24 protein-coding genes are annotated in these 25,987 nt (G+C 65.5%); 20 read left to right on the forward strand and 4 right to left on the reverse strand.

Going from position 1 to position 25,987, the window contains the following annotated elements; all coding sequences use genetic code 11:
- Positions 1-78: 78 nt before the first annotated feature.
- Positions 79-2,517, reverse strand: coding sequence for a TonB-dependent receptor (locus L0963_RS17070; protein ID WP_234180758.1), 2,439 nt, complete (start codon positions 2,515-2,517; stop codon positions 79-81).
- 346 nt (positions 2,518-2,863) lie between these two features.
- Here L0963_RS17070 and L0963_RS17075 point away from each other — a divergent pair, with 346 nt between their 5' ends.
- Together L0963_RS17075 and L0963_RS17080 are read left to right on the forward strand one after the other, a co-directional pair.
- Positions 2,864-3,610, forward strand: a complete 747-nt coding sequence (locus L0963_RS17075) for a glucose 1-dehydrogenase (RefSeq protein ID WP_067185491.1) — start codon at positions 2,864-2,866, stop codon at positions 3,608-3,610.
- A 51-nt stretch (positions 3,611-3,661) separates the two neighbouring features.
- A complete protein-coding gene (locus tag L0963_RS17080; protein WP_234180760.1) occupies positions 3,662-4,441 on the forward strand; it encodes an enoyl-CoA hydratase/isomerase family protein in 780 nt (259 codons plus the stop codon).
- A 50-nt stretch (positions 4,442-4,491) separates the two neighbouring features.
- Here L0963_RS17080 and L0963_RS17085 read toward each other — a convergent pair whose 3' ends face one another.
- Positions 4,492-6,186, reverse strand: a complete 1,695-nt coding sequence (locus L0963_RS17085; RefSeq protein ID WP_234180762.1) for a class I adenylate-forming enzyme family protein — start codon at positions 6,184-6,186, stop codon at positions 4,492-4,494.
- A gap of 101 nt (positions 6,187-6,287) precedes the next feature.
- On the opposite strand from L0963_RS17085, the gene L0963_RS17090 reads away from it, so the two are divergent.
- The 12 genes from L0963_RS17090 to L0963_RS17145 all read left to right on the forward strand — a co-directional run bounded on the left by L0963_RS17090 (position 6,288) and on the right by L0963_RS17145 (position 17,300).
- Complete coding sequence (locus tag L0963_RS17090; RefSeq protein ID WP_067185485.1) at positions 6,288-7,433, forward strand: acyl-CoA dehydrogenase family protein; 1,146 nt, start codon at positions 6,288-6,290, stop codon at positions 7,431-7,433.
- Positions 7,433-8,062, forward strand: coding sequence for a TetR/AcrR family transcriptional regulator (locus L0963_RS17095; RefSeq protein ID WP_067185483.1), 630 nt, complete (start codon positions 7,433-7,435; stop codon positions 8,060-8,062). The genes L0963_RS17090 and L0963_RS17095 overlap by 1 nt, the downstream gene beginning before the upstream one ends.
- A gap of 71 nt (positions 8,063-8,133) precedes the next feature.
- Positions 8,134-8,607, forward strand: coding sequence for a MaoC family dehydratase (locus L0963_RS17100; protein ID WP_234180765.1), 474 nt, complete (start codon positions 8,134-8,136; stop codon positions 8,605-8,607).
- 4 nt (positions 8,608-8,611) lie between these two features.
- The gene (locus tag L0963_RS17105) at positions 8,612-9,838 is read left to right on the forward strand and encodes a thiolase family protein (protein ID WP_067185480.1); all 1,227 of its coding nucleotides are present in this window, start codon (positions 8,612-8,614) and stop codon (positions 9,836-9,838) included.
- A gap of 2 nt (positions 9,839-9,840) precedes the next feature.
- The gene (locus L0963_RS17110) at positions 9,841-10,245 is read left to right on the forward strand and encodes a Zn-ribbon domain-containing OB-fold protein (RefSeq protein ID WP_234180768.1); all 405 of its coding nucleotides are present in this window, start codon (positions 9,841-9,843) and stop codon (positions 10,243-10,245) included.
- Positions 10,242-11,828, forward strand: coding sequence for a class I adenylate-forming enzyme family protein (locus L0963_RS17115; protein ID WP_234180770.1), 1,587 nt, complete (start codon positions 10,242-10,244; stop codon positions 11,826-11,828). The genes L0963_RS17110 and L0963_RS17115 overlap by 4 nt, the downstream gene beginning before the upstream one ends.
- Positions 11,825-12,994 (forward strand): thiolase family protein, encoded by a 1,170-nt coding sequence (locus L0963_RS19850; RefSeq protein ID WP_234180771.1) that lies wholly within the window; start codon positions 11,825-11,827, stop codon positions 12,992-12,994. The genes L0963_RS17115 and L0963_RS19850 overlap by 4 nt, the downstream gene beginning before the upstream one ends.
- An 11-nt stretch (positions 12,995-13,005) precedes the next feature.
- Positions 13,006-13,806 carry an enoyl-CoA hydratase/isomerase family protein gene (locus L0963_RS17125; protein WP_234180773.1) on the forward strand — a complete coding sequence of 267 codons (801 nt, stop codon included), beginning with the start codon at positions 13,006-13,008 and terminating at the stop codon, positions 13,804-13,806.
- 3 nt (positions 13,807-13,809) lie between these two features.
- On the forward strand, positions 13,810-14,871 hold the full coding sequence (locus L0963_RS17130; protein WP_234180775.1) for an amidohydrolase family protein: 1,062 nt from the start codon (positions 13,810-13,812) through the stop codon (positions 14,869-14,871).
- Positions 14,868-15,179: a metal-sulfur cluster assembly factor gene (locus L0963_RS17135; protein WP_067185473.1), complete on the forward strand. Its 312-nt coding sequence runs from the start codon at positions 14,868-14,870 to the stop codon at positions 15,177-15,179. Before L0963_RS17130 ends, L0963_RS17135 begins: the two co-directional genes overlap by 4 nt.
- Positions 15,176-16,345 (forward strand): CaiB/BaiF CoA transferase family protein, encoded by a 1,170-nt coding sequence (locus tag L0963_RS17140; RefSeq protein ID WP_234180778.1) that lies wholly within the window; start codon positions 15,176-15,178, stop codon positions 16,343-16,345. The genes L0963_RS17135 and L0963_RS17140 overlap by 4 nt, the downstream gene beginning before the upstream one ends.
- Positions 16,346-16,637: 292 nt before the next feature.
- Positions 16,638-17,300, forward strand: coding sequence for a TetR/AcrR family transcriptional regulator (locus L0963_RS17145; RefSeq protein WP_067185469.1), 663 nt, complete (start codon positions 16,638-16,640; stop codon positions 17,298-17,300).
- Positions 17,301-17,315: 15 nt separating this feature from the next.
- Here the strand turns inward: L0963_RS17145 and L0963_RS17150 are convergent, their stop codons facing one another.
- On the reverse strand, positions 17,316-18,944 hold the full coding sequence (locus L0963_RS17150; protein WP_067185467.1) for a class I adenylate-forming enzyme family protein: 1,629 nt from the start codon (positions 18,942-18,944) through the stop codon (positions 17,316-17,318).
- A 170-nt stretch (positions 18,945-19,114) separates the two neighbouring features.
- Here L0963_RS17150 and L0963_RS17155 point away from each other — a divergent pair, with 170 nt between their 5' ends.
- Genes L0963_RS17155 through L0963_RS17175 form a run of 5 tightly spaced genes read left to right on the forward strand, consistent with a single transcriptional unit; the run spans position 19,115 to position 24,624 of the window.
- A complete protein-coding gene (locus L0963_RS17155; RefSeq protein WP_067185465.1) occupies positions 19,115-20,269 on the forward strand; it encodes an LLM class flavin-dependent oxidoreductase in 1,155 nt (384 codons plus the stop codon).
- Positions 20,270-20,309: 40 nt separating this feature from the next.
- A complete protein-coding gene (locus tag L0963_RS17160; protein ID WP_234180780.1) occupies positions 20,310-21,410 on the forward strand; it encodes an LLM class flavin-dependent oxidoreductase in 1,101 nt (366 codons plus the stop codon).
- 53 nt (positions 21,411-21,463) lie between these two features.
- Complete coding sequence (locus tag L0963_RS17165) at positions 21,464-22,549, forward strand: zinc-binding dehydrogenase (RefSeq protein ID WP_067185463.1); 1,086 nt, start codon at positions 21,464-21,466, stop codon at positions 22,547-22,549.
- 15 nt (positions 22,550-22,564) lie between these two features.
- Entirely contained in the window at positions 22,565-23,812 is a 1,248-nt protein-coding gene (locus L0963_RS17170; RefSeq protein ID WP_067185461.1) for a cytochrome P450, read from the forward strand.
- Positions 23,797-24,624 (forward strand): SDR family NAD(P)-dependent oxidoreductase, encoded by an 828-nt coding sequence (locus tag L0963_RS17175; RefSeq protein ID WP_234180782.1) that lies wholly within the window; start codon positions 23,797-23,799, stop codon positions 24,622-24,624. The genes L0963_RS17170 and L0963_RS17175 overlap by 16 nt, the downstream gene beginning before the upstream one ends.
- Here L0963_RS17175 and L0963_RS17180 read toward each other — a convergent pair whose 3' ends face one another.
- A complete protein-coding gene (locus tag L0963_RS17180; RefSeq protein WP_067185460.1) occupies positions 24,625-25,272 on the reverse strand; it encodes a carboxymuconolactone decarboxylase family protein in 648 nt (215 codons plus the stop codon).
- 102 nt (positions 25,273-25,374) lie between these two features.
- On the opposite strand from L0963_RS17180, the gene L0963_RS17185 reads away from it, so the two are divergent.
- Positions 25,375-25,887, forward strand: coding sequence for a nuclear transport factor 2 family protein (locus L0963_RS17185; protein WP_234180784.1), 513 nt, complete (start codon positions 25,375-25,377; stop codon positions 25,885-25,887).
- The last annotated feature ends 100 nt before the right edge of the window (positions 25,888-25,987 follow it).

Below are 25,987 nucleotides of genomic sequence, written 5' to 3' on the forward strand. Positions count from 1 at the left end.
CCGTGCCGCAGCTTGCGTATCTGTCCCCCGCTTGTCGAAGACGGTCCGCCAGCCCCCAGGCGGACCGTCTTGCTCCCGCTAGAAGTGGAAGCTTGCCTGCAGCGACACTTCGCGGCCGCGCGAGACGACGCCGCGCTGTTCGCCGATCATACCCGGGACCCCGGCGCCGCCGGTGCGGTCGGCGGCATAGAGCAGATAATATTTGTTGGTGAGGTTGCGCCCGATCAGCCCCACCGTCCAGCGGTCGTCGACCTCGGCGAAGGTGATGCTGGCGTTGAGGCGCCAGAAGCTCTTCTGCTCGGTCGGCGGTGCCAGCGTATCGGCGGCGAAATAGCTGCCGCTGTAATAGGCGTCGCCGGTGATCCGGATCTCGTGATCGTTCGAGACGGGCAGGGCGAGCTTGGCGCCCGCATTGCCCGCCCAGTCGGGCGAACGGGCAGGCGCGCGGCCATCATAGACCTGCTGGAGCGTGAGCGCCGTGGTGTTGACGAACGAACAGTTCGGCGGCGGCACCGCGGTGGCGCGCGTCGTGCCGGTCGGGAAGGTATAGGAATAGCATTGGCCGGTGAAGTCGTTGAAGCGATTGCGCACATAGGCGACCGCGCCATGGATGGTCAGCTCGGGGGTAACGCGGAAATTGGCGTCGAGTTCGAAGCCGCGCTGCTTGACCGCGCCCGCATTGTTGATCGTGTAGGAAATGCGCGCGGGATCATAGGTATTCACCTGAAGATCCGAGAATTTATAGTTGAACAGCGCCGCGCTCATGTTGAGCCGGCCGTCAAGCCCGATCAGGCGGGCGCCGAGTTCGAAGCCGCGCGCCTTTTCCGAGCCGAAGTCGACGTCGCCGATCCGTGTGGCGGTCGACAGCGGGTTGGTGAGGCCGAAGCCCCCCGACTTGAAGCCGGTCCGATAGGCGGCGAAGATCGTGTGGTTCGAGTCCGGGCGCCAGTTCAGCGTGACTTCGGGCGAGACATTCTCGTCCTCGAAATCGCCCTTCAGATGACCCGGCGTGTCCGATCCCGGATAGACGGTCGCCGCATTGTTGAAGGCCCCGATGCCGTAGAGATTGAACTTGTCGAACTTCTTGGTCTCGCGCGTCCAGCGCGCTCCGCCCGCGAGTTCAAGTTCGGGGGTGATGTCCCAGAGCAGCTGGCCGAACGCCGAATAGGTGTTGCCCTTCTGCTTGGCGAGCGTCTCGAACGAGGTGTAGCGGCCCGCGGCGGCGTTATAATTGCCGAGGCTCAGCATCGTGTCCGAATAGGAACTGAGCGAGGTGTTCTGGTAATAGGCGCCGACGACGAAGTTGAGCGGTCCGTCGAACTGGCTCGACAGGCGCAGTTCCTGGCTGAACTCCTTGGCGTCGAGATTCTCGGCCTGGGCGAGCTGCGAATAGGTCGTCTGGTCGAGGCCCGAGAAGGTGTCATAGCCCATCTTGTTGTAGCCGGTGAGCGAGGCGACCGAGATCGACCCGAAATCCCATTCGAGCGACAGCGAGGAGACGATCGCGTTGAGTTCGCCCTTCTGCGGCCCGTTCGAGTCGGTGCCGCGGAAGGTCTCGGCGACCACCGAGGGCAGGTCGCCGACCGTCGTGCGATTGTCGATCACGCACTCGCCATAAGGATCGGCGATCCCCGACACGCGCGGATTGGGGCCGGTGCAGGGCCCGATATTCTGGGTCGCGACGCCGGCGCCGGAGTCGGTCGAATGCGCGCCGAAGACGCGCAGCGTGCCCTTGAAATTGTCGGTCGGCTCGAAGGCGAGCGTGACGCGGCCGATGATTTCCTCTTCGCCCGGACGCCGGTCCGACGCGCCGGGGAAGGCGGCGGCCGCAGCCGGCGCGCCCGTCGCCGGATTGTAGAAGGGGTTGGTGAGCGGTCCGGCGGTGTTGCGCAGGAAACCGTCCTGGTTGCGGTAACGGATGGCAAGGCGCGCGCCGATGCGGTCGGTGAGCGGACCCGAGATGAAGGCGTCGATCGTCGCTTCGTCGGCGACAAACTCATAGGAACCGCGCACACCCGCTTCGAAATCATTGCCGGGCCCCGCGGTGCGGATCGAGATCACGCCCGCCGGGCTGTTCTTGCCGAAGAAGAGCGCCTGCGGTCCCTTGAGGACTTCGACCTGTTCGATGTCGAAGAAGCCGAGCTGGGCAATGCGGCCGTTGCTCGTCTGGACGCCGTCGATCGCGACCGACACGGCCTGCTCGAAACCCGTCTGGTTGGCGGGCGAGCTGATGCCGCGGATCGCTATCGTGCCGCCGCCATTGGCGCGATAGGCGCCGACGATGACGGTCGGGGTGAGTTCGCCGATCGCGGTGAGCGAGTTGGAATTATATTGCGAGATGGTCTCGGCGCTGAGCGCCGACACGACCACCGGCACGTCCATCAGCCGCTCGTCCTTGCGGCGCGCGGTGACGACGATGTCGCCCGAACCGCTGTCTTCGGTTTCGGCGGCTGCGGGAGCGTCGGGAGCCGGTGCGGCTTCCTGAGCGAGGGCGGGCTGGATCGCCCCGAGGGCCACGCTAGCGGCAAGCCATAGACGCAAGTTTCTCATCACAATCCTCTCCCACCGCGGATCTACGTCCACAAACAATCGTTTGTTTAGTCGATTCTCGCCGAAGGTCAAGCTGGATCGGTTTTGGCGACGGCGACCGGTTTTGGGCCTTGTCGTTCGCAGCATCCTTGTCGTCATAATCCGCTGATTTCCGGCAATAATGACGCAGGAAGCGGGCGTCTAAGGATGCGCATGAGCGCTGGCGTTCGGCCGCGAGAGTTGCTATCAACAAGGTTGTTGACTATGAAAAAACGAATGGTTGTTTTGCGACTCCGCGAAAATGGCCGGTTCGATAATCATTGGGAGAAGAGATATGGGCAGGCTGAGCGGCAAGGTCGCGATCATCACGGGCGCCTCGCAGGGGATGGGCACGTCGCACGCCCAGGCCTTCGTTCGCGAAGGGGCCAAGGTCATCCTGACCGACCTCAACGACAGCGCGGGCGAAGCGCTGGCGGACAGCCTCGGCGACAGCGCCCTCTATATCCATCACGATGTCGCCGATGCCGCCGGCTGGCGCGACGTCGTCGCGCGCGGCGAGGCCGCGTTCGGAACCGTCACCATCCTCGTCAACAATGCCGGGGTACTCGGCAAGATCGGCGGCACGCTCGATTTCGCGCAAGGCGATTTCGAGGCGGTGTGCAACGTCAACCAGCTCGGCGTCTATCTCGGCATGCAGGCGGTGATCCCCTCGATGCAGAAGGCGGGCGGCGGTTCGATCGTCAACATCTCGTCGATCGCGGGCATCGTCGCCATCTACGGCGCGCCCAATCTGGCCTATGTCGCGAGCAAGTTCGCGGTGCGCGGCATGACCAAACAGGTCGCGGTCGAGTTCGGCCGCCAGAACATCCGCTGCAACTCGATCCACCCCGGCTATATCAAGACGCCGATGATGGCCGCGGCGACCGACGAGGGCGGCGGCGAGGCCACCAAGATGATCCCGCTCGGCCGCCTTGCCGAAGTCGAGGAAGTCTCGAACCTCGCGATCTTCCTCGCGTCGGATGAATCCTCCTTCATCACCGGCGCCGAGCATATCATCGACGGCGGCATGACCGCGCTCTGACCCGCGGCCGCGCCGGCGACGGCGCGGCCCACTCAACGAAGGGACGTTGCCATGAGCCGACTTTCGCCGCGTTTCGACAGCTACAGCGACCGCTACAACAATATCGCATTGAGCCGCGACGAGTCGGGCGTGCTGTTGATGCGCTTCCACACCGGCGGCGGTCCGTTCGTCTGGTCCGAGGAAAGCCATGAGGAGCTCGGCTATTGCTTCGCCGAGGTCGGCGCCGATCGCGGCAACCGCGTGATCGTGATGACCGGAACCGACGGCGTCTGGTGCGAGACGATCGACTTCGCGAGTTTCAGCCTGTCGAACCCGTCCGAGTGGGACCACACATTCTACGACGGGCGCAAGCTGCTCGACAATCTGCTCGCTATCGAGGTCCCGGTGATCAGCGCGATCAACGGGCCCGCGCGCATCCATCCCGAAATCCCCGTCCTCGCCGATATTGTGATCGCGTCCGAGACGGCGCTGTTCCAGGACGCGCCGCATTTCATGGGCGGCATCGTTCCCGGCGACGGCGCGCATGTCGTCTGGACCCACGTCCTCGGCCCCAACCGCGGACGCTATTTCCTCCTGATGGGCCAGGAGCTCTCGGCCGCCGACGCGCTCGCGGCCGGCGTCGTCGGCGAGCTGTTGCCGGAAGGGGAGGTGGTGGACCGGGCGTTGGCGATTGCCGCCCAGTTCGCGGCGAAGACCGACCTTGCGCTGCGCTATTCGCGGGTGCTGCTCACCCAGCGCTACAAGAGGCTGATGCAGGAAGGCCTCAGCCTCGGGCTTGGCCTCGAGGCGCTGGCGGCGATCGATCTGCTCGCCGGCATGGACAAGTCATAAGGGCGGCGGTCCGCCTTGCGCGGCCAGGCCGGAGGGAGGCGGCGGCCCGGTCAGCCCGCCGTCTCCTTCACGCGGTCGGCGGCAATCTTGGCGAGCAGGAATTTCTGCGGGCGCCCGGTGACCGTCATCGGGATCTCCTCTGCCGCCAGCCACAGGACATGCTTCGGAACCTTGAAGCGCGCGAGCCGCTCGGCGCAAAACCGGATCAGCGTCTCTGTTTCGAGGCGTGCGGCGCTTTCGGGCACGAGGCAAAGGCAGCCGACTTCGCCCATCTTGGGATCGGGGACTCCGACGACGAGGGCCTGCGCGATACCCGGATGATTGTCGAACAGCTCCTCGATCTCGCGCGGCATGACCATTTCGCCGCCGCAGCGGTAGCTTTCCTTGATCCGCCCGGTGAGCGTGAGCCAGCCGCCCTCGGTGAGATGGCCGATGTCGCCGGTGCGCAGCCAGCCGTCCGCGGTGAACGCCTCGGCGGTCTCTTCGGGCTTGTTGAAATATCCGCGCGTGACAACCGGACCGCGGACCTGGAGTTCGCCGCTTTCCCCGTCCGGCATCGCCTCGCCCGTCTGCGGGTCGACCGCCCGATATTCGGCGATGCGGCCTCCGAGTACCGGATCGCCGGCGACGCCCGCGAGCTTGATGCGGCCGTTCGAACGCAGGAACCAGCTCTCGTCATCTTCGGTATGGGTGCAGACCGCGGAGGCGGTGGTCTCGGTCATTCCGTAGCCGGTATGGATCTCGCGGACGCCGAACACGTCATGGATATCGTTCCAGACGGTCGGGACATTGACCCCGCCGCTGTTGAAATAGGCACGCAGCGCCGGTGCGTGAAAGCCGCGCACGCGCGCCCTGTCGAGCAGGCGGTGGGTCATCATCGGCACGCTGACGATGTCGTTGCTCTGCAGGCGCTCGGCCCAGTCGAGCATCTCGTCGGGGTCGAACAGCACATGCGGAACGAAGGAGCCCGCGACGATCATCGCGGCGACGAAGCATTCGACATAGCCGAACACATGATACATCGGCATCGCGAACTGGATCCGCCGCCGGTCCTCGAACGAACGGGTGAGTGCCGACGAATAGGCGGCGCGCAGGATCATGTCGTGCGTCAGCATGACCCCCTTCGAGCGGCCCGTCGTCCCCGAGGTGTAGATGATGTCCGACAATGCGTGGCCGTCGAACGCGGCTTCGCGCCGCGCAAGTTCGGCATCGCTGCCGACCGTGGCGCGCGCGGCGAGTTGTTCGAGCCCCGCTGCGTCGCCGGCCGCCCCGGTCTCGAAAGCGAAGGTTTCGCGAAGGCGGGGAAGGTCGCTTGCCATCGCGGCGAGGTCGGCAAGATAATCATGTCCGCGAAAGCTATCCATCGTGATCAGCATCGCCGCCTCCGACTGACCGAGGACATAAGCGAGTTCGCGGCCCCTCAGCAGGAAGTTCACGGGAATGCAGACGGCACCGGCGCGCGCGATCGCGAGCTTCGCCACCGCATATTCGGGATAGTTCGCCATGATCAGCGCCACATGCTTGCCGGGCGCGAGGCCCGCCGCGATCAGCCCCGACGCCAGCTGGCGGCTCCGAGCCTGGACGTCGGAATAGGTCAGCTCGCGGTCGCCCGTGACGATCAGCGGGCGGTCGGGATATTCGGCCGTGACCCGATCGGCCAGTGCACTCAGCGTCAGCGGCTCCCAGCGCGGGAAGCGCGCGGCAAGCGCGGTGCGGCGCTCTTCGGCAAGTTTCACCTTCGTCATCCTCTTATCATTGACCGTTGCTTCGAATCATCTTAACAAACGTTTGTTTAATGGCAATGGCTTTAGCGGTTGCGAGCGATTTTGGTTCGAGGAGAGGCGGCATGGACTATTCATTCAACGACGAGCAGCGGATGTGGCGCGATGTCGTCTTCAGCTTCATGGATCGCGAATTTCCGCGCGAAAAACTGCGCTATCATGACCAGAATCGCGAGTTCCCGGAAGCCCTCTATCGCGAGATGGCGGCGCAGGGCTGGCTCGGGCTCCTGATCCCCGAAGAGCATGGCGGACTCGGGATGGACCGCGATCCCGTCATGTTCGCGATCTTCTGCGAGGCAATCGGCAAGGACAGCCTCGACACCGCGGCGTGCATCATGACCTCGATGTTCACCGCCACCAATGTCTCGAAACATGGCACCGAGGCGCAGCGCCAGCGCTATCTCGAGCCCTTCCTGCGCGGCGAGGCCAAATTCTGCATCTCGATCAGCGAGCCGCAGTCGGGCTCCGACGCCGCGGGGGCGCGCTCGACCGCGCGCCTCGAAGGCGACGAGTGGGTCGTGAACGGCAACAAGGTCTGGTGCTCGGGCGCGCATCACCCGAACAGCTGCATCGCGATGATGCTGCGCACCGGCGAGGGGCGCTATGATTTCAGCGTGCTGCTCGTGCCGAACGACACGCCGGGGCTTGAGGTCCAGAAGATGGACACGCTCGTGCGCCGCTCGCTCGGCACCACCTCGCTCTTCATGGACAATATGCGCCTGCCCAAGGACGCGCTGCTCGGCGAGGTCAACAAGGGCTGGCAATATATCGGCGAGCATCTCGATTTCGAACGGCTCTCGATCGCCGCCTCGCAGATCGGCAATGCCCAGACCGCGCTCGACGATACGGTGAAATATCTCTCCGAGCGCTCGGCCTTCGGCAAGAAGCTCGCCGAGTTCCAGGTGCTGAAACATCGCATGGCCGAAGATCGCGCGCGCCTCTCGGCGGCCTTCTATCTCGTCTATGCGGCGGCCTCTTCGATGGCGCGCGGCGAAAAATCCTCAGCGCTCGTCGCACAGGCGAAGCTCATCTCGTCGCAGACCCTGTTCGAGATCGCGACCAACGGCATGCAGGCGCTCGGCGGTTATGCGCAGCTCCCCGAATATGACATGGAGCGCTACTTCCGCGAGGCGAAGCATGGCATGGTCGGCGGCGGCACCAACGAGATCCTCCGTAGCATCGTCGCCAAGTCGATGGGGCTCGGCCGCTGATGGCGAGCGACGGCCCCGCAGGCGCAGCGATCGCGGAAGCGGCCGGCGGCGACGGCGCGGGGCCGCGCGGCTCGATCCTCAATGCCGCGATGCATCTTTTCGGCAAGCAGGGCTTCACCGGCACCTCGATGCGCGACATCGGCAACGCCGTCGGCGTGCTGCCGGGCAGCCTCTATGCGCATATCGATAGCAAGGATGCGTTGCTCGTCGCGATCGTCGCCGACGGCATCCGCCGCTTCCTCGCCGCGGTCGAGCCGCACGCCAATGGCGAGGGCGATCCCGTCGCGCGGCTGCGCCGCATGATCGTCGCACATCTCGAGGTCGTCGCCGACAATCCCGAGCGCTCACTCGTCGTCTTCCACCAGTGGCGCTTCCTTGGTCCCGACAATCTGCCGGGCGCGGTCGAGCAGCGGCGTGAATATGAGCGCATGTTCGTGAAGGTCGTCGAGGAGGGGGTTCGCGAGGGACGCTTGCGCGCCGATCTCAACCGGCGCGTCGTCGTGCTCACCATGCTCGGCGCGCTCAACTGGACTCCCGAGTGGTTCTCGCCGGACGGCCGGCTCTCGCCCGCCGAGGTCGGCGAGCTGATGGCCGATACCCTGCTTGGCGGAATCCTCGCCGACCCCTGAAATCGACCGCGCGGGATTGACAGCCGCGAGGCGCTGGCATAGCTAAAACAAATGATTGTTTGGAAGTGAACATGGCACGACATTTTATCGATCCGGAACCCAAATTCTTCGAAGACTTCGAGCCCGGCGACTCGATGACGACGCGCGGCCGCACGGTCGATATCGGCGACATCACCAATTATGCCGGGCTCACCGGCGACCATTATCAGCTCCACACCGACGAGGCCTTCATGGCGACGAGCCGGTTCGGCAAGCGCATCGCGCACGGCCCGCTGACCTTCTCGCTCGCGGTCGGACTCGTCGGGCTGAGCGGCTTTTATGGCGATGCGATCGCCGCGCTCATCGAGATCACCGGCCTCAAGGCCACCAAGCCCGTGTTCGCGGGCGACACGCTTCACGTCCTCGCGACGGTCAGCCGTCACGAGGCGACCGGACCCAAATATGGCACGCTCGGCGTGACCTATTCGGTCCGCAACCAGGACGGCGAGGAAGTGATGACATTTTTGCAAACGATGCTGGCGAAGCGCCGGCCAAGCGAGGGCTGAGGATATGGCGGAAAACTGGAAGATGCATGTGGCGGCGGGCGATGCCAACGACCCCGTGTTCGTGGGCGTCGGCGAGATCCCGACCGGGAAATTTCCCGAGCGCGGGTTCATCCAGGCGCTGACCAAGGTCGCGCTGCTCGCGCTCAAGGATGCCGCTATGGTTCCGCGCGACATCGACACGATCATCCTCATCCCGAACCTGCACTCGGCAGCCGACCAGGCCGATCTCGTTTTCTCGCGCATGGTCGAGGAGCTCGGCATCCATGGCAGCTGCAAGGCAAGCTACATGGTCCATTCGGGCGGCTCGACGAGCGACAATGCGGTGCGCGCGGCGCATGGCCTGATCACCGCGGGCCATGCGCAGAATGTGCTCGTCCTCCAGTGCGAACGCTGGGGCTCGGCCGATCTCAACGAGATGATCACGATGCTCTCGAAGAACGGCATCCCCGGCGAATGGGAGCTGCCGACCGGCATCCAGTTCAACGCGATCGGCGCGATGATCACGCGGCGCTATATGCACGCATCGGGCAGCACCGCCGCCGAAATGGCCTCGATCTGCGTCACCTTGCGCAACTGGGCCAATCTCAATGAAAATGCGATGTTCTACACCAAGCCGCTGACGGTCGAGCAGATCCTCGCCTCGCGCATGGTCGCCGACCCGCTGCACAGCTATGAATGCCCGCCGATGGCCGATGGCGCCTGCGCCTTCGTCGTCACCAGCACCGAAAATGCGAAGAAGCGCGGCATCGGCCATGCGGTCCGCGTCGCGGGCTCGGGCGGCTGCGTCAGCCATTATTGCCTCAGCCAGGAGCCCGATCAGGCGGTCCTCGGCTGGCCGCTCGCCGCCGAACGCGCCTGGGCGCAATCGGGCTGGGGTCCGGGCGACGCCGATATCGCGCAGATCTACGACAGCTATGCCGCGGTCACCGCGATCGCGATCGAGGGTATGGGCATTTGCGAGAAGGGCGAGGGCGCCCGCTGGTTCGCGGCCGGCCATGGCGATCCGGGCGGCAAGCTCCCCATGAATACCAACGGCGGCCTGCTCTCGGCGGGCCACACCGGGGTCGGCGGCGGCACCGCGCTGCTCGTCGAGGGCATCCGCCAGCTCCTCCACCGCGCCCCCGACAAGCGCCAGGTCGACGGCTGCCAGCGCGCCATCATCGGCGGCTCGGGCGGCAGCTACATGGACGCCCAGATTCTCCTGCTCGAACGCACCAGCCTCGGAGCCTGATCATGACCCTTCCTGTCATCGTAACCGAATTTCGCGAAGGCCTCGCCAAGGGCGAGCTCCTGATCCAGCAATGCGGCGATTGCGGCAAACCCAATATGTGGCCGCGCTACGCCTGTCCGCACTGCCAGTCCGAGAATCTCGGCTGGGCGGCGAGCGGCGGCGCCGGCACGCTCCACAGCTTCTGCGTGCTGCGCCAGGGTGCGCCCGAAGGCCATGAGGAAGATCTTCCCTATGCGATCGGCGTGGTGAAGCTCGACGAGGGCGTCCAGATCGCGGTCCGCCTCGAGCCCGACGCCCCCGAGGACTGGTCCTCCTATCAGTGCGACGACCGGGTCGAGTTCGTCGCCAAGGATGCGGCGCACATCGCGCGGCGCCCCTGCGCGACCTTCCGCCGCGCCGGGTCATGAACAGCTTCGCCTTCCTGGAGAAGTCGGCGCGCCAGCAGGGCGACGGCCTCGCGCTGATCCATGGCGACGAGCGGATCAGCTACCGCGACTTCCACAAGCGCGCGCTTGCGGTCGGCGGCAATCTCGTCGCGCTTGGCTGCAACCCGGGCGACCGGGTCGCCTTCTGCCTCGCCAATTCGCCGCGCATCATGGAGGTCATCTTCGGCTGCTTCGCCGCCGGCCTCGTCGTGGTGCCGGTGAACGCGCGGCTTCATCCGCGCGAGATGGCCTATATCGTCGAGAATAGCGGCGCGCGGATCCTGATCCATGGCGGCGAATATGAAGCGGGGATCGCGGCGAATGCCGCGCTCTTCGAGGGCGTGCGGCGGATCAGCCCCGATGCGGCCGGCAGCGCGGAGGCCTATTCGATCCTGCTCGACGAGGCGAATGCGCTCGGCGCGGCGGTCGAGGCGGCGCCCGAGGATCTCTGCTGGCTCTTCTACACCTCGGGCACGACCGGCAAGCCCAAGGGCGCGATGTGGAACCACCGCATGGTCCGCACCGTGATCATGAATTATCTCGCCGACCTCCACAATATCCAGCCCGGCGAAATGGTGCTGCACTGCGCGCCGATGTCGCACGGCAGCGGGATCGTCGCACTCCCGACGGTCGCGCGCGGCGCGGTCAATGCGATCAGCGACAGCGCGAGCTTCGACGTCGACGCTTTGCTGGCGACGGTCGAGCGTCTCAAGGTCTCGCATATCGCCTTCATGGCGCCGACCCAGATCGTGAAGCTGCTCGAGGATTATGTGCCGGGGCGCTACGATATCTCCTCGCTGAGCGCGATCTGCTACGGCGGCGCGCCCATCTATGTCGAGCAGCTTAAGCAGGCGATGGCGACCTTCGGCCCGGTCTTCGTCCAGCTCTACGGGCAGGGCGAGGCGCCGATCACCATCACCGGCCTCAGCGCCGCGGCGCATGCGCGGCTGCTCGCCGCCGACGATCCGCGCATCGGATCGGCGGGGCAGGTGCGGACCGACGTCGAGGCGCATTGCGTCGACCAGAATGACAATCCCCTGCCGCCGGGCGAAGCGGGCGAAGTGGTCGCGCGCGGCGACGTCGTGATGCCGGGCTATTGGGCCAATCCCGAGGCGAGCGCCGAGGCGCTGCGCGGCGGCTGGCTCCACACCGGCGACATCGGCTATTTCGACGAGCAGGGCTATCTCTTCCTGCTCGACCGCGCGAAGGACATGGTCATCTCGGGCGGCAACAATGTCTATCCGCGCGAGGTCGAGGAAGTCATCATCCTCCACCCCAAGGTCGCGAACTGCGTCGTGTTCGGCATCCCCGACGATTATTGGGGCGAGGCGGTCCACGCCGTCGTCGTCCCCAAGGAGGGCGAGACGATCACGGCGAAGGAGATCATCGACTTCTGCGGCGAACATATGGCGGGCTACAAGAAGCCGAAGGCGGTCGATTTCGTCGAGGCGCTGCCGGTGAGCGGCTATGGCAAGATCCTGCGGCGCGAAGTGCGCGACCAATATTGGCAGGGGCATAGCGGCCGGATCGGCGGCGGTGCCGCGGCGCAGGCGGGCGGCCGGTGAGGCGCGTCATCATCGCCGGGGTCGGCATGACCCAGTTCGGCAAGCAGACGGGCCGCGGTGTTCGCGACATGTCGCTCGAAGCGGCCGATCTCGCGCTGCGCTCGGCGGGCATGGACAGCGACAGCGTCGAGCGCGTCTATTATGGCAATGCGATCGCCGGCACGGTGACCCAGCAGGTGATGATCCGGGGGCAGGTCGCTTTCCGCAACCATCCGCTCGGCGCGCTGCCGCTCATCAATGTGGAAAATGCCTGTGCCTCGGGGGGCTCGGCCTTCCTGCTCGCGATCGAGGCGGTCGCGAGCGGCTCGATCGACTGCGCGCTTGCGGTCGGCGCCGAGCAGATGAGCCATCCCGACCGCAGCCGCGCCTTCAACGCGCTGCGCGGGTCGACCGATATCGAGGATATCGGCGAGGTCGAACCCGGCTCGATGAGTGCCAACTCGATCCTCATGGACTATTATGCCGAGGTCGCGCGTTCCTATCTCGACACCTATGGCGCCGAGCCCGCCGACTTCGCGCGCGTCGCGGTGAAGAACCGCGACCATGCCGCGCTCAACCCGCTCGCCTATCTGCGCGCCCCGCAGACGGTCGAGGAGGTGCTCGGCGGCCGCATGATCGTGCCGCCGCTCACCCTCGCCATGTGTTCGCCGGTCACCGACGGCGCCGCGGCGATCATCGTCTGTTCCGAAGAGGAAGCGCGTCGGCGCGGCATTCCGCTCGTCGCGGTGCGCGCGTGCCGCAATGCTTCCGGTGCGAAAGGGCGGCCGGTCTTCGACTCGGCGCAAGGCGCGTTCGAGGCCGCGGGCCTCGGGGCGGCGGATTGCGATGTGATCGAGCTTCACGACGCCGCGGCGCCCGCCGAACTGCTCCAATATCAGGAGATCGGGCTGTGCGGCGAAGGGCAGGGCTTCGAGCTGCTGCGCAGCGGCGCGACCGCGCTCGGCGGCGCCCGCCCTGTCAATGTCAGCGGCGGGCTCCTCAGCCGCGGACATCCGCTCGGCGCGACCGGCTGCGCCCAGCTTCACGAGATCGTGACCCAGCTGCGCGGCGAGGCCGGGGCGCGCCAGGTTGAAAATGCGCGTATCGCGATGGCGGTCAATGGCGGCGGGTGGCTGGACGGCGCCTATGCGCTCGCGATAGTCACCATCCTCGAGCGGCTGGATTAGGAAGACGCTTCATGGACTATGACACGATCAAGCTCGAGCGGCCCGCCGACGGGGTGGCGCTGATCACCCTCAACCGGCCCGACCGCGGCAATGGGGTGGTCCCCGAAATGGCGGCCGACCTCATGCACGCGCTCGACGAGCTCGAGGCCGATTTCTCGGTACGCGTTCTCGTCGTGACGGGGGCGGGCAAGCAGTTCTGCGCCGGCGCCGATCTCGTCGAGTTCCAGAAATATCTCGCCGAACAGCATCACGCCGCGCAGGAACCCTATAATGCCCGCGTGCTCTGGCCGGCGACCCAGCGCCTCGTGTCGAGCCGGCTGCCGGTGGTCGCAGCGATCAACGGCGGCGCCACCGCGGGCGGGCTCGACCTCGCGCTCGCCTGCGACATCCGCCTGGCTTCGACCCACGCCAAGCTTGGCGAAACCTATATCAAGCTCGGGCTCAATCCGGGCAATGGCGGCACCTATTTCCTCCCCAGGCTCGTCGGCAGCGGCATGGCGGCCGAGATGGCGCTCACCGGCGATATCTTCGACGCCGAGCGGGCGCTCGCGGTCGGGCTCGTCAACCGGGTGGTCGAACCCGAGGCGCTCGTCGCCGAGGCGGTCGCGCTCGCCGCGCGGATTGCCGAGCGGCCGCGCCTCGCGCTCGAGGCCACCAAGCAGCAGCTGCGCCAGAGCTGGCACATGGATCTGCAGGGATCGATGAACGCGAGCTTCTGGGGAGTGGCGGCGCTGACCTACAGCGACGATCTGCGCGAAGGGGTCGCCGCCGCGATCGAGAAGCGCGCGCCGCGCTACAATCAGGACAAATGACCGGTGCTTGACGGCCAGCTTATCATCGATGCCGTCGTGCATCCCTGGAACATGTCGCCCGAGAACCAGAACCCGGCGGCGATGCCGCAGGTCGAGGCGGTCTATGCGTCGCACAAATTGTCGTTCGACGAGGCGAACAGCCATTTCGTCCTGCAGCCCGACGAATTTTATCGCGACCTGAGCTTCGACGTGATCGGGCGCGCCGAATTCGCCGAGAGCCCGGCCGATTTTGCGGTGCTGCACTCGCTCCCCAACCTCGGCTTCGGGCTCGGCCCGATCACCTTGCCCGAGAAATGCGTCGCCTTTCGCAATGCCTATCCCGACCGGGTCAAGATGTACGGGACCGTCGGCACGCCGATCGTTGCGAGCGCGATCGACGAGATCAGGCGCCAGATCGACGAATATGGCATCGACGGGGTCAAGCTCTATCCCGCCTTCTTCTACGACAATATCGGCCAGGGCTGGCGGCTCGACGGCGAGGATTGGGCGACGCCCTTTCTCGAATATATCCAAAAGGCGGGGATCAACCGCGTCGCGGTCCACAAGGCGCTGTGGCTCGAACCCGCGCCGCGCGAGGCGTTCGGCATCGACGATTTCGCCTCGCCGCTGTCGCGCTTCCCCGACATCCGTTTCGAGATGGTGCATGGCGGCGCCGCCTTCCTCGACGAGACGATCGCGCTGCTCCAGCGCCACCCCAATCTCTATCTGACGCTCGAGACGGTTTTCTCCTACATCCTCGTGAAGCCGCGCGTGTTCGCCAAGATCCTCGGCCGCCTCATCACCGAGGTCGGCTCCGAGCGCCTGCTCTTCGCGAGCGGCAACAATCTCGCGCATCCGCTGCCGCTGATCGAGGCCTTTCGCGGCTTCGAATTCGCGCCCGAGCATGTCGCCGAGTTCGGCATCCGCCAGCTGACGCAGCAAGACCGCGACAATATCATGGGGCTCAATTCGGCGAAGCTGCACGATTTCGATGTCGACGCGCTGCTGCCGCGCATCGCGGCCGACGAATTTTCTGCGATCCGCGCCGAAGGCGTACCGCAGCCCTGGAGTCTGCTGCGCGAATGAGCGACCATGGCCATCTCCTGCGCGACATCATGGCGCGGCTCGGCGAGATACCCGAGCCGTGCAGCATCTCGATGCAGAGCCCGATGACCATCGTCGAAATGGGCCTGATCGACGATGTCACGATTTCGGCCGACGGCAAGGTCTCGGTCGCGCTCTGCCTGACCGACACGGGCTGCGTCCATTATATGTCGATGACGCGCTTCATCGCCGATGCGCTGACCCCGCTCGACGGGGTGACGGGGGTCGAGGTTCGCCAGGTGCTCGACAAGCTCTGGACCGACGACCGTGTGCAGCGGCGCGCCTCATGAGGTTCGACGAGACCTACAAGGGGCTTCGTGTCCTCGACCTTGCGACCAACATCGCCGGGCCCTTCTCGGCGATGATCCTCGGCGACATGGGCGCCGACGTGATCAAGGTCGAGCGGTCCCCCGCGGGCGACGATACGCGCGGCCTGCCGCCGACGCATGACGGCACCGCGACGGTCTTCCTCGCGGTCAACCGCAACAAGCGCAGCCTGCTCCTCGACCTTCGCGATCCCGCCGACCGGGCGCTGCTGCTCGATCTTGCCGCGAACGCCGATGTCGTCGTCGAGAGCTTTCCGCCCGGCGTCGGCGAGAAGCTCGGCTTCACCTATGAGGCGTTCCGCAGCCGCAATCCCGACATCATCCTCTGCTCGGTATCGGCCTTCGGCGACGGGCCGGTGGGCAGCCGGATGCCCGGCTATGATGCGCTCGTCCAGGCGGTCAGCGGGCTCATGAGCTTCACCGGGAGCGCGGGCGATCCGACGGTGCGCATTGCGCCCTCGGTGCTCGACCTCGGGACCGGCATGTGGGCGGCAATGGGCATGATGGCGGCGCTCGCGCGCCGCGCCGCGGGCGGCGGCGGCGAGCATGTCCGCCCGGCGCTGATCGACACCGCCTTCAACCTCATGAACCACCAGCTGCTCGGTTATCTTGCGACCGGGAACGAGCCCGAGAAGCTGGGCTCCGGCGCGCCCAGCGCCGCGCCCTATGGCGTCTTTCGCGCTTCAGACGGCGAGCTGATGATCGCGACGGCGAGCGAGCCGCAGTTCCCGCGGCTGTGCGCCGCGCTCGGCCTGCCGCCGCTCGGCGAGGAAGCGCGCTTTGCGACCATCCCCGACCGCATTGCCAACCGCACCGACCTCGATGCGCTGATCGCGGCGCGCATTGCCGGGCGGAGCGTCGCCGAATGGCTCGACATATTGGGCGAGGCCGGCATCTCGTGCGGGCGGGTCAACGGCGTCGGCGAGGCGATCGCGCTTCCCGAGGTGAGCGAACGGGGGCTATTCGTCGATCTCCCCGGCGAGACCGGTACGGCGCCGCTCAGCCAGCTCCGGCTCCCGATCGACCGCGCCGGCGCGGGCGTGCGCGCTGCGCCGCCGGCGCTCGGCGCGCACAGCGATGCGATCCGCGCGGCGCTCGGCGCGGCGAAGGACTGGCCCGCAGCCGGGTAGACAGTCCGTGCGGAGGCAGCTTGGGAGTGGTGGCGGGGCGGCCGCGCGGGCCAGTCAACGTTAGCGTTGACAAATCATATTCCCCGCCGCATGATCGGGTGAGGACAGCGCGAGGCGACCCTTTACCGCACTTGTCGCGCCCGGTCGAGAGGAAGTCGATCGCTGTCATATTCGCCGGCTTGCCCGGCACCGCGCTGCGACGGCAACCGGTGTCGGACCAGCCTAGTTCCAGTTGACGAACGTCCGCCCAAGCTGTTTGGATCGGCTGTGGGCGTTCAGCTAGGCAAGACTTATGACAAAAGCACCAGCGAGTAATATCTCGCGTCGCCGCAAGTCGGCTCTCGTCGACGGCAATAGCGACTATATGGCGAAGCGCGAGGAACTGGTCGAGATCGCGGGCCGCCAGTTCAAGGCCAATGGCTTTCGCGCCACCACCCTCGCCGAGATCGGCCACAAGGCCGGCATGGACCGCGCGACGGTCTATTATTATTTCGGCAGCAAGGAGGAGTTGTTCCGCGAGTGCGTCCGCCTCAGCGTCGACGCCAATATCGCCGAATGCGAACGCATCGCTGCGGACCTCAGCCGCGATGCCAAGGACCGGCTGCGCGCCGTGATCATCCAGCTGATGCTCGCCTACGACCGTTATTATCCGCACATGTATGTCTACATCCAGGAAGAGATGGAGCGCATCGCGAGCGAGAAGAGCGACTGGGCGCAGCAGATCATCACCCAGACGCGGACCTATGAGCGGATCGTGCTGAGTCTCATTTCGGAGCTGATGAAGAAGGGCGAGCTGCGCGACGACATCGCCGTGTCGATCGCGGCGAACGCGATCTTCGGAATGCTCAACTGGACCCACCGCTGGTATCAGCCGGGCGGGCCGCACTCGGCCGAGGAAATCGCCGACAGCTTCTGCAAGATTTTCTTCGGCGGGCTCGACGCGAAAAAGGCCTGAGCCCGCCTGTCCTGATCAGAGCCGCTCGCGCAGCGCCCGCTTGTTGACCTTCGTCGCCGACATCGGCCACTCCTCGGCGGTCATGAAATAGACCGCGCGCGGTACCTTGTAGCTCGCGATCTTGCCCTTGCAGAAGTCGATCAGCTCGTCGGCACCGGCGGTCATGCCGGGGCGCAATTCGACGAAGGCCACCGGCACCTCGTCGAGGCGCGGGTCGGGTTTACCCACCACCTCGGCGATCCGCACCGCGGGATGGCTTGCGAGATAGGCCTCGACCTCGATCGCCGCGACATTCTCGCCGCCCACTTTGAGCATATCCTTGGCGCGGCCGTTGAACGTCAGCCGGCCTTCGCCGCACCTTTTGTAGAGATCGCCGGTGTGGAGCCAGCCATCCTCGTCGAGCGCCTCGGCGGTCTTCACCGGGTCGCGATAATAGCCCGACATCACGCAATAGCCGCGCACCAGAATCTCGCCGACCGAATCGGGCGGGAGATCTTCGCCCGTCTCGGGATCGACGATCCGGACCTCGACGCCGGGGACCGCCTTGCCCTGGCAGTTGGCGCGATTGAAACGCGACTCGCCTTCATCCATCAGCGCGAAGATGCCAGCGGTCTCGGTCATCCCGCACGCCTGCATGAACTCGGTCTGCGGCAGCAAGGTCATCGCCCGCTCGACGAGGCTCTCGGGGCCGATCAGCAGCACCGAGCGCAATTTGTCGAGCTTCGCGGGATCGAACTCGGGATGGTCGAAGAGTGGCTGCAGGATCGCCGGGAACCACGGCCAGGCCGCGGTGACGCCTTCGCGTTCCATCAGCTTCAGCGCGCGGCCGGGATCGAAGAAGACGTCGGTGATATAGGTGCCGGCGCAGCCGACCGAGCCGATGAAGGGCGCCAGCGATCCGATGTGGAAGAGCGGGCCGCCGCCCCATGTCACTTCATGGTCGGCCGAGCGGAAGCGGTTCTGGGCACGGAACACCGGACCCCGGGTCATCGACTCGTGCGAGAGCATGCAGCCCTTGGGATTGGCGGTGGTGCCCGAGGTATAGATGATCACCGCATTGTCGCAGATCCGCGTCGAGCGGCGGCGATGGTCGATCTCGGCCTCGCTCACCGGCTCAGCGGCGGCCGCGAGATCGGCGGCGCCGAGGAAGCCCGCCTGCTTGTCGCCCGACAGGAGGATGAGGTGGCGGAGCAGCGGCGCTTCTTCGAGATGGAGCGCCTGCGCATCGGCCGCCGCGCCGACCGAGGGGAGGGCGGTGGCCAGCACCTCGCGGAAATCGAGATAGCTGGTGTCCGCCGCGGCCGTCAGGATCGCGCAGAGATCGGCGTTGGCGATAATATATTGCAGCTCATGCGCCTTGTGGCGCGCATTGAGCGGCACAGCGACACAATTGGCGAGCAGGATGCCGAAGAAGCCCGCGACCATCTCGGGGCCATTGTTGCAAAGGAGACCGACATGCGAGCGCGGCGTGATCCCGAGTCCCGCGAGCCCGCGAGCGACGTCGGCCGCGCGGCCGAGCAGCTCGCCATAGGTCAGCGATGCGTCGGGGAAGGCGATCACCTTGCGATCGGGATGGCGGGCCGCGCCGCGAATCAGCAAGTCGGCAATCGGTGCCACTTCGGTCCATTGCGTGAACGCCGTCATTCGTCATCCTCTCCTGTGCGCGGGGGTCGCCTTCGCGCCTGCGCGTTGTTTCCCGGTCTTTTGTGTCGCCCACCTTGCCGCCTACAAATGGTCATTGACAAGGGGGGTGCCCCCTATCTATCAACGCATGTGTTGATAAACAAGAATTGATTGGGCGGAGGAGCCGGAAGATGAAGTTTCACCTGATGCAAACAGGCGTGGTCGGTCGTCGCAAGGAGATCGAACAGGGCATGGCGGGCCAGCGTCCCGAGCTGTATCAGCGCTTTCTCGAAGAGGTGCGCGGCTATGTGAAGCTCGCCGACGAGCTCGGCTATTATGGCTATTGCCAGCCCGAGCATCACCTGCAGATCGAGGGCTTCGAGGCGAACAACCATCCGGGCATGTTCAGCCAGTTCGTCGGCCAGCACTCGAAGCGCCTGAAGGCGGGGATCATGGGTTACACCATGACCACCCACAATCCGGTCCGCGTCGCCGAGGAAATCGCGACTCTCGACCATATGCTCCAGGGCCGCCTCTATTGCGGCTTCACGCGCGGCTATCATGCGCGCTGGGTCGATGCCTATGGCATCAAGGAAGGCGTCGGCGCCACCACCCCCGACAATGTGAAGGCGCGCGACCAGCAGGACGCCCGCAACCGTTCGCTCTTCGAGGAGGGCGTGCGCGTCGTGAAGAAGGCCTGGACGAACGATGTGTTCGACCACAAGGGCGAAAATTGGCAGTTCCCGCCGGAGGGCGGCTCGGGCGGCCACCCCGCCTACGCCAAATATGGCAAGGGCCAGGACGAGAATGGCATCGTTCGCCAGATCGGCATCGCGCCGCGCTGCTACCAGGATCCGCACCCCCCGATCTACGGCGGCTTCGCCGCCTCGGGCCGCACGATCGACTTCTGGGCCGAGGAAGGCGGCAAGCTGATCGTCCTCTCGGACAATATCGAATTCTGCGAAATGCTGAACAACCGCTACATCGCCTCGGCCGCGAAGGTCGGCCGCGAGGTCACCAACACCCAGGCCTCGGCATGGGGCGGCTTCCTGATGCTCACCGACAGCAAGGACCGCGCCGCCGAGCTCATGGCCGAGCATATGTGGTTCTGGGACGAATGGTTCATTCCGCTCGGCCAGCGCCCGCCCAACGTCCTCATCGGCACCGCCGACGAGATTGCCGACAAGATCGGCAAGGCGCATGACAAGCTCGGCTTCGACGAACTGTTCCTGATGTTCGGCCAGGGCCATCTCGAACCCGAGGCGAACCAGGAAGAGCTTGAGCAGTTTATCGCCAAGGTCGCGCCGCGCTTCTCGACCAAGGACGCCGACGGCACCTGGACCTGATCGCCGCACAAGCAAAAAACAGAATTTGAGGAGAGAGAGAATGTCGATGCAGTGCGGGATCTTCATGACCCCCTACAATCCGCCGAGCCGGACGCCGCGCCAGGTGTTCGACTGGGCGCTCGATATCGCGCGGATTGCCGACGAAGCAGGCTATGCCGATTTCATGATCGGCGAACATTATACGCTCGGCTGGGAGAATATCCCGATGCCCGAGGCGGTGATCGCGGCCTGCGCGCAGACGACCAAGAATATCCGCTTCGCGCCGATGGCGCATCTCCTCCCCTATCACGACCCGGCGACCCTCGCGATCCGCATCGGCTGGCTCAGCCAGGTGATGGAAGGCCGCTACTTCCTCGGCGTCGCGCCGGGCGGCCACCACACCGACGCCATTCTCCACGGCTTCGACGGTATCGGCCCGCTGCCGCCGCGCCAGCTCGAGGCGCTGCGCCTGATGGAGCGCGTGTGGGAACAAAAGCCCTTCAAGGAGAAGGGCGAATGGTTCCAGGCCGGTTTCCCGGGCCCCGACACCATGCCCGAATATGACGTGATCATCGCCGACAACAATCCCTATGGCGGGCGCGACAATCTCGAGATCGCGGTGACCGCGCTGTCGATGAACAGCAAGTCGATGGAGTTCGCAGGCTCGCGCAACTACAGCCCGATTTCCTTCTTCGGCGGCACGCCGCAGATGAAGGCGCATTGGGACACCTGGGCCCGCGCGATGGAGGCCAATGGCTTCACCCCCGACCGCAAGCGCTTCCGCGTCTGCCGCGACGTGTTCATCGCCGATACCGATGCCGAGGCGAAACGGCTCTTCCTCAAGAGCGGCATGATGCGGACGTGGAAGGAATATCTGAAGGAAATCTACGTCAAGTTCGGCCTGTTCAACGGCATCATCGAGGATAGCGGCGTCGACATCACTCCCGACAATATCGACGAGGATTTCCTCGCCGAGCATGTCGTGCTCTGCGGCTCGCCCGAAACGGTGATCGAGAAGCTTGAAATCCTCGCCGACAAATGCGGCGGCTGGGGCCAGATCGTGGCCAACCAGCATGACAGCCTCGACGATCCCAAGCCCTGGGAAGAGTCGATCCGCCGCCTGGCCACCGAGGTTTGCCCGAAAGTGCGCATGTCGATCTGAGCCCGTCTCCGGGGGCAGGCGCCCCTCCGCTCCACGGCGCCGGGAGAGATAAGATGAGCACAGGCAAAGCCTGCGTATTGGTCGAGCCGAACCGGATCGAGACCTGGGAGGTCCCGATCGTCGATCCCGAGGCCGGCGGGGCGCTCGTGCGCATCGTCGCCGGCGGCGTCTGCGGAAGCGATGTCCATATCGCCGACGGCGGGGCAGGGGTGATGCCCTTTCCGATCATCCTCGGCCATGAAGGCGTCGGGCGCGTCGAGAAGCTCGGGCCCGGCGTGTCGACCGATTATGCCGGCGAAACGGTGAAGGTCGGCGACCTCGTCTATTGGGCGCCGATCGCGCTCTGCCACCGCTGCCACAGCTGCACCGTGCTCGACGAGACGCCGTGCGAGAATTCGCAATTCTTCGAGCATGCCGAAAAGCCCAATTGGGGAAGCTATGCCGACTACGCCTGGCTCCCCAACGGCCTTGCCTTCTTCAAGCTTCCCGAAGGGGCTTCGGTCGAGGCGGTGATCTCGCTCGGCTGCGCCCTTCCGACCGCGCTGCGCGGCTTCGATCGCTGCGGCCCGGTGCGTCTCGGCGAGACCGTCGTGGTGCAGGGCGCGGGGCCCGTCGGGCTCGCCGCGATCCTCGTCGCCGCGCAAATGGGCGCGCGCGAGGTCATTGCGATCGACATGCATGACAGCCGCCTCGCGGTCGCGAAATCGCTCGGCGCGACGGCGACGGTGTCGCTGAAATCGAGCCCCGAGGAACGCCGCCGCCAGATCTACGAGCTCTGCGGTGCGAACGGGCCGAATGTCGTCGTCGAGGCGGCAGGCGTGCTGCCCGCTTTTCCCGAAGGCGTTTCGCTCGCGGGCAATCATGGTCGCTATATCATTCTCGGTCTCTGGGGCGCGATCGGCGAGCAGCCGATCAGCCCGCGCGATCTGACGACGAAGAATCTCACCATCGCCGGGGCGACCTTCCCCAAGCCCAAACATTATCACCAGGCGCTCCACCTCGCGGCGCGCCTGCAGAACGATGTGCCGCTCGCCGATCTCGTGACCCACCGTTTCGGGATCGAAGGAGCGGTGGCGGCGCTCGAGGCGACCAAGGCCGGGGAGGTGATCAAGGCGATCATCGACCCCGAAAAGAGCTGAACCAGGAGAGTATCAATGGCTTCGAGTATCCAGGACGACCGCGTTCGCGCCCCGCGGCCCGACCATATCCCCGCCGAACTCGTGCGCGAGATCGACATGTATGCGCTCGACGGCATCGAAGAGGGCTATCATGAAGCCTGGAAGGCACTCCAGACCCCCGACATGCCCGAGCTCGTCTGGACCCCGCTGACGGGCGGACACTGGATCGCGACGCGCGGTCATATCGTCAAGGAAGTCTATGAAAATCCGCCGCTCTTTTCGAGCGAGGTCATCTTCCTCCCCAAGGAAGCGGGCGAGAAATATCAGATGGTGCCGACGCGGATGGATCCGCCCGAGCACACCCCGTACCGCAAGCTCCTCGATTCCGGCCTCAAGCTTGCGAAAATCCGCAACGTCGAGGAGCAGGTGCGCGAAGCGGCGATCAAGCTGATCGAGCCGCTCGTCGCCAAGGGCGAATGCGACTTCGCGCGCGACTATGCCAATATCTTCCCCGTCGTCGTCTTCATGACGCTCGCCGACCTGCCGATGTCCGACGTGCCCAAGCTCTCGAAGTTCGCGGTCGACATGACCCGCCCCGCCGGCAACACCCCCGAGGAGATGGCGGCGACGCTCGAGGCCGGCAACAATGGCTTCTTCGCCTATGTCGAGCCGATCATCCGCGCCCGCACCGGCGGGACCGGCGACGACCTCATCTCGATCATGGTCAATGGCACGATCGACGGCGAACCGATCGAGCATGAAAAGGCGCTCGGCCTGATCTCGCTGTTGCTGCTCGGCGGCCTCGATACGGTGGTCAATTTCCTGAGCTTCTTCATGATCTATCTCGCGCGCCACCCCGAGAAGGTCGCCGAGATCAGGGACGACGATCTGAAGCTGCGCCGCGGCGTCGAGGAACTGTTCCGCCGCTTCCCCGTCGTGTCCGAAGCGCGCATGGTCGCGGTCGACCAGGTCTATCGCGGCGTCGAACTGAAGCGCGGCGACATGATCCTGCTGCCCACCGCGCTGCACGGGCTCGACGAGGCCGACAACAGCAATCCCTGGGAACTCGACTGGGATCGCCGCGCGCCGCAGCATTCGACCTTCGGCGGCGGTCCGCACCGCTGCGCGGGTCTGCATCTTGCGCGCCTCGAGGCGACGGTGACGCTCCAGGAATGGATCAAGCGCATCCCCGACTTCAAGCTCAAGGATGGCGCCAACCCCGTCTATCACTCGGGCATCGTCGCTGCGGTCGAGAATGTGCCGCTCGAATGGCCGGTGCGTTGACCGCCGGCGGTGGCATGGGGCCGCGGCTCGCGGGCCGCGTCTGCGTCGTCACCGGCAGCGGGCAGGGCATGGGCCGCGCCTCGGCGATCGCCATGGCGCGCGAGGGCGCGAAGGTCGTCGTCGCCGACATCAATGCCCATAGCGGCAACGAGACCGTCGCGATGATCGAGGCCGAGGGCGGCACCGCGAAATTCATCGCGGTGGACCTGCGCAATTCGGCGTCGATCCAGGCGCTGATGGATCAGGCGGCCGCGACCTTCGGCGGCATCGATGTCGTCCACGCCAATGCCGCCGTTCACGAAACCGACCTGACCTCGGAAACCTCGATCGAGGATCTCGACGAGGCGGTGTGGGACATGGTCCACGACATCAATCTCAAGGCGGTCTGGCTCTGCACCAAATTTGCGGTGCCCTATCTGAAGGGATCGAAAGCACCCGCGATCGTGAATGTCGCCTCGACCGGCGCGCTCGTCTCTTATCCGATGGCGGGCGCCTATTGCGCGTCGAAGGGCGGGGTCGCGATGCTCACCAAGGCGAGCGCCACCGACCTTGCGAAATATGGCATCCGCGTGAACTGCTATTGCCCGGGCGCGATCCGTACCCCGATGCTCCAGAATTATATCGATGCCGCCGACGATGGCGCCGCGGTCGAGGCGAGCCTGCGCGGCGCGCATCTGCTGCCGCGGCTCGGCGAGCCCGAGGAAGTCGCGAAACTCGCGGTGTTTCTTGCGAGCGACGATGCGTCCTTCATCACCGGCGCCGCCTATCTCATCGACGGCGGCGCGCTCGCCTGGCGCGGACAGGCTGCCTGATCAGGGCGTGCCGCTGTGCTTGGGGGTCCGGGCAGCGATCCTCAAAGTCTCGCGCACCATCGTCTTGCTCGCACCGAGCGCGATCGCATTGCGCAGATGCACCTTGAAGCCGGGGACGAAGCGATGCGAGGGCGTCGCGTCGCTCGCCATCGCGATCAATTCCTTGGTGACGGCACGGACCTTGCCGCTCTTCCACGGGATCGCGCAATAGGTGAAGAAGCCCTCGAAAATGTCGGGCGAGAGAATGAGCATCGATTGCAGGAAGCCCGGCACCTCGGCCTCGAACCCCTTCCAGAACGGATCGTCGCCGACGTAGCGATCCCACAGGGCGACGCGCTCGGCATCCATCGTCGTCTCGATTCGCCCGTGCCGGCGCGCGGCCTCGAGAACGGGGACCGAACTCACCATCAGGCTGTGCACGCCGAGTCCCGAAATGAGCGCGATCACCTCCTGCACCTGCTCGAATGTGGCACCGGCGGCGAAGGCCTTTTCGATGCTCTGATCGATCGCGGCGCGGTCGAGCGAACAGACCGAAACGCAGCATCCAAGCTGGATCAGCGCGGTGGAAAGTTCGTCGAGCGGCGCGCCGTCGGCAGCGCCATTTAACGCTACGACAGCCAAGGCTTCCAGGTCTTCGAGGTTCGTCATGCGAGGCACCCTAACGCTTCGTCGAAAGCTGTCAACTTTAGTGTTGACTGGCGCTTCCAAGCGGCTATCTAGAGTCCATAACAATAGATGGAGGGGGTCGTCTTGGCGACGCTGGAAGAACGGATCAGGAAGCTCGAGGATCGTGCGGAATTGCACGACCTGGTGATTGCCTATTTCCGTGCGACCGACGACGATGACTACGACACCATGGCCGCCTGCTTCGCACCCGACGCGCGCTTCGTGGCGTCGGGGTTCGACGGTGGTTCGGGCCGCGACAAGGTGATCGAATTTCTGCGCGCGGCCCGTGCCGGCATGAAGCAGACCGTTCACACCCCCAATTATGTCCAGATCGAATTCCAGGGCGACGACCGGGCCACCGGCCTCATCGCCGCGCATCTCGAACTCGGGATGGGAGACGACACGGTCTATGCCGCGGTGCGCTATATCGACGCCTACCGCCGCATAGACGATCGCTGGCAGATCGAGAGCCGCGAAATGCGCGCGATCCATGTCGGCACCTGGGACCAGGCGGGCAGCTCGCTGTCGACGCCGCTCAATGTTCGTTGGCCGGGCGCCGAGCCCGCTCCATCGGATCTGCCACGTAAACTGACCTGATTTTCGGAGCTTAATACCAACGACCCGCTTTCGTGCGCCTAAATCGTCAACGTAGTTGTTGATATAGAATGAACCGCCGACGCGCCGAAGAGCACGGCCG

This window comes from Sphingopyxis sp. NFH-91 (assembly GCF_021401285.1).
Classification (GTDB): domain Bacteria; phylum Pseudomonadota; class Alphaproteobacteria; order Sphingomonadales; family Sphingomonadaceae; genus Sphingopyxis; species Sphingopyxis terrae_A.

What these genes read in the sequence shown, in the direction of transcription:
- L0963_RS17075 (WP_067185491.1), top strand. Translation starts at nt 2,864, where the DNA reads ATGGGCAGGCTGAGCGGCAAGGTCGCGATCATCACGGGCGCCTCGCAG.
- L0963_RS17080 (WP_234180760.1), top strand. Translation starts at nt 3,662, where the DNA reads ATGAGCCGACTTTCGCCGCGTTTCGACAGCTACAGCGACCGCTACAAC.
- L0963_RS17085 (WP_234180762.1), bottom strand. Translation starts at nt 6,186, where the DNA reads ATGACGAAGGTGAAACTTGCCGAAGAGCGCCGCACCGCGCTTGCCGCG.
- L0963_RS17090 (WP_067185485.1), top strand. Translation starts at nt 6,288, where the DNA reads ATGGACTATTCATTCAACGACGAGCAGCGGATGTGGCGCGATGTCGTC.
- L0963_RS17095 (WP_067185483.1), top strand. Translation starts at nt 7,433, where the DNA reads ATGGCGAGCGACGGCCCCGCAGGCGCAGCGATCGCGGAAGCGGCCGGC.
- L0963_RS17100 (WP_234180765.1), top strand. Translation starts at nt 8,134, where the DNA reads ATGGCACGACATTTTATCGATCCGGAACCCAAATTCTTCGAAGACTTC.
- L0963_RS17105 (WP_067185480.1), top strand. Translation starts at nt 8,612, where the DNA reads ATGGCGGAAAACTGGAAGATGCATGTGGCGGCGGGCGATGCCAACGAC.
- L0963_RS17110 (WP_234180768.1), top strand. Translation starts at nt 9,841, where the DNA reads ATGACCCTTCCTGTCATCGTAACCGAATTTCGCGAAGGCCTCGCCAAG.
- L0963_RS17115 (WP_234180770.1), top strand. Translation starts at nt 10,242, where the DNA reads ATGAACAGCTTCGCCTTCCTGGAGAAGTCGGCGCGCCAGCAGGGCGAC.
- L0963_RS17125 (WP_234180773.1), top strand. Translation starts at nt 13,006, where the DNA reads ATGGACTATGACACGATCAAGCTCGAGCGGCCCGCCGACGGGGTGGCG.
- L0963_RS17135 (WP_067185473.1), top strand. Translation starts at nt 14,868, where the DNA reads ATGAGCGACCATGGCCATCTCCTGCGCGACATCATGGCGCGGCTCGGC.
- L0963_RS17140 (WP_234180778.1), top strand. Translation starts at nt 15,176, where the DNA reads ATGAGGTTCGACGAGACCTACAAGGGGCTTCGTGTCCTCGACCTTGCG.
- L0963_RS17145 (WP_067185469.1), top strand. Translation starts at nt 16,638, where the DNA reads ATGACAAAAGCACCAGCGAGTAATATCTCGCGTCGCCGCAAGTCGGCT.
- L0963_RS17150 (WP_067185467.1), bottom strand. Translation starts at nt 18,944, where the DNA reads ATGACGGCGTTCACGCAATGGACCGAAGTGGCACCGATTGCCGACTTG.
- L0963_RS17155 (WP_067185465.1), top strand. Translation starts at nt 19,115, where the DNA reads ATGAAGTTTCACCTGATGCAAACAGGCGTGGTCGGTCGTCGCAAGGAG.
- L0963_RS17160 (WP_234180780.1), top strand. Translation starts at nt 20,310, where the DNA reads ATGTCGATGCAGTGCGGGATCTTCATGACCCCCTACAATCCGCCGAGC.
- L0963_RS17165 (WP_067185463.1), top strand. Translation starts at nt 21,464, where the DNA reads ATGAGCACAGGCAAAGCCTGCGTATTGGTCGAGCCGAACCGGATCGAG.
- L0963_RS17170 (WP_067185461.1), top strand. Translation starts at nt 22,565, where the DNA reads ATGGCTTCGAGTATCCAGGACGACCGCGTTCGCGCCCCGCGGCCCGAC.
- L0963_RS17175 (WP_234180782.1), top strand. Translation starts at nt 23,797, where the DNA reads ATGGCCGGTGCGTTGACCGCCGGCGGTGGCATGGGGCCGCGGCTCGCG.
- L0963_RS17180 (WP_067185460.1), bottom strand. Translation starts at nt 25,272, where the DNA reads ATGACGAACCTCGAAGACCTGGAAGCCTTGGCTGTCGTAGCGTTAAAT.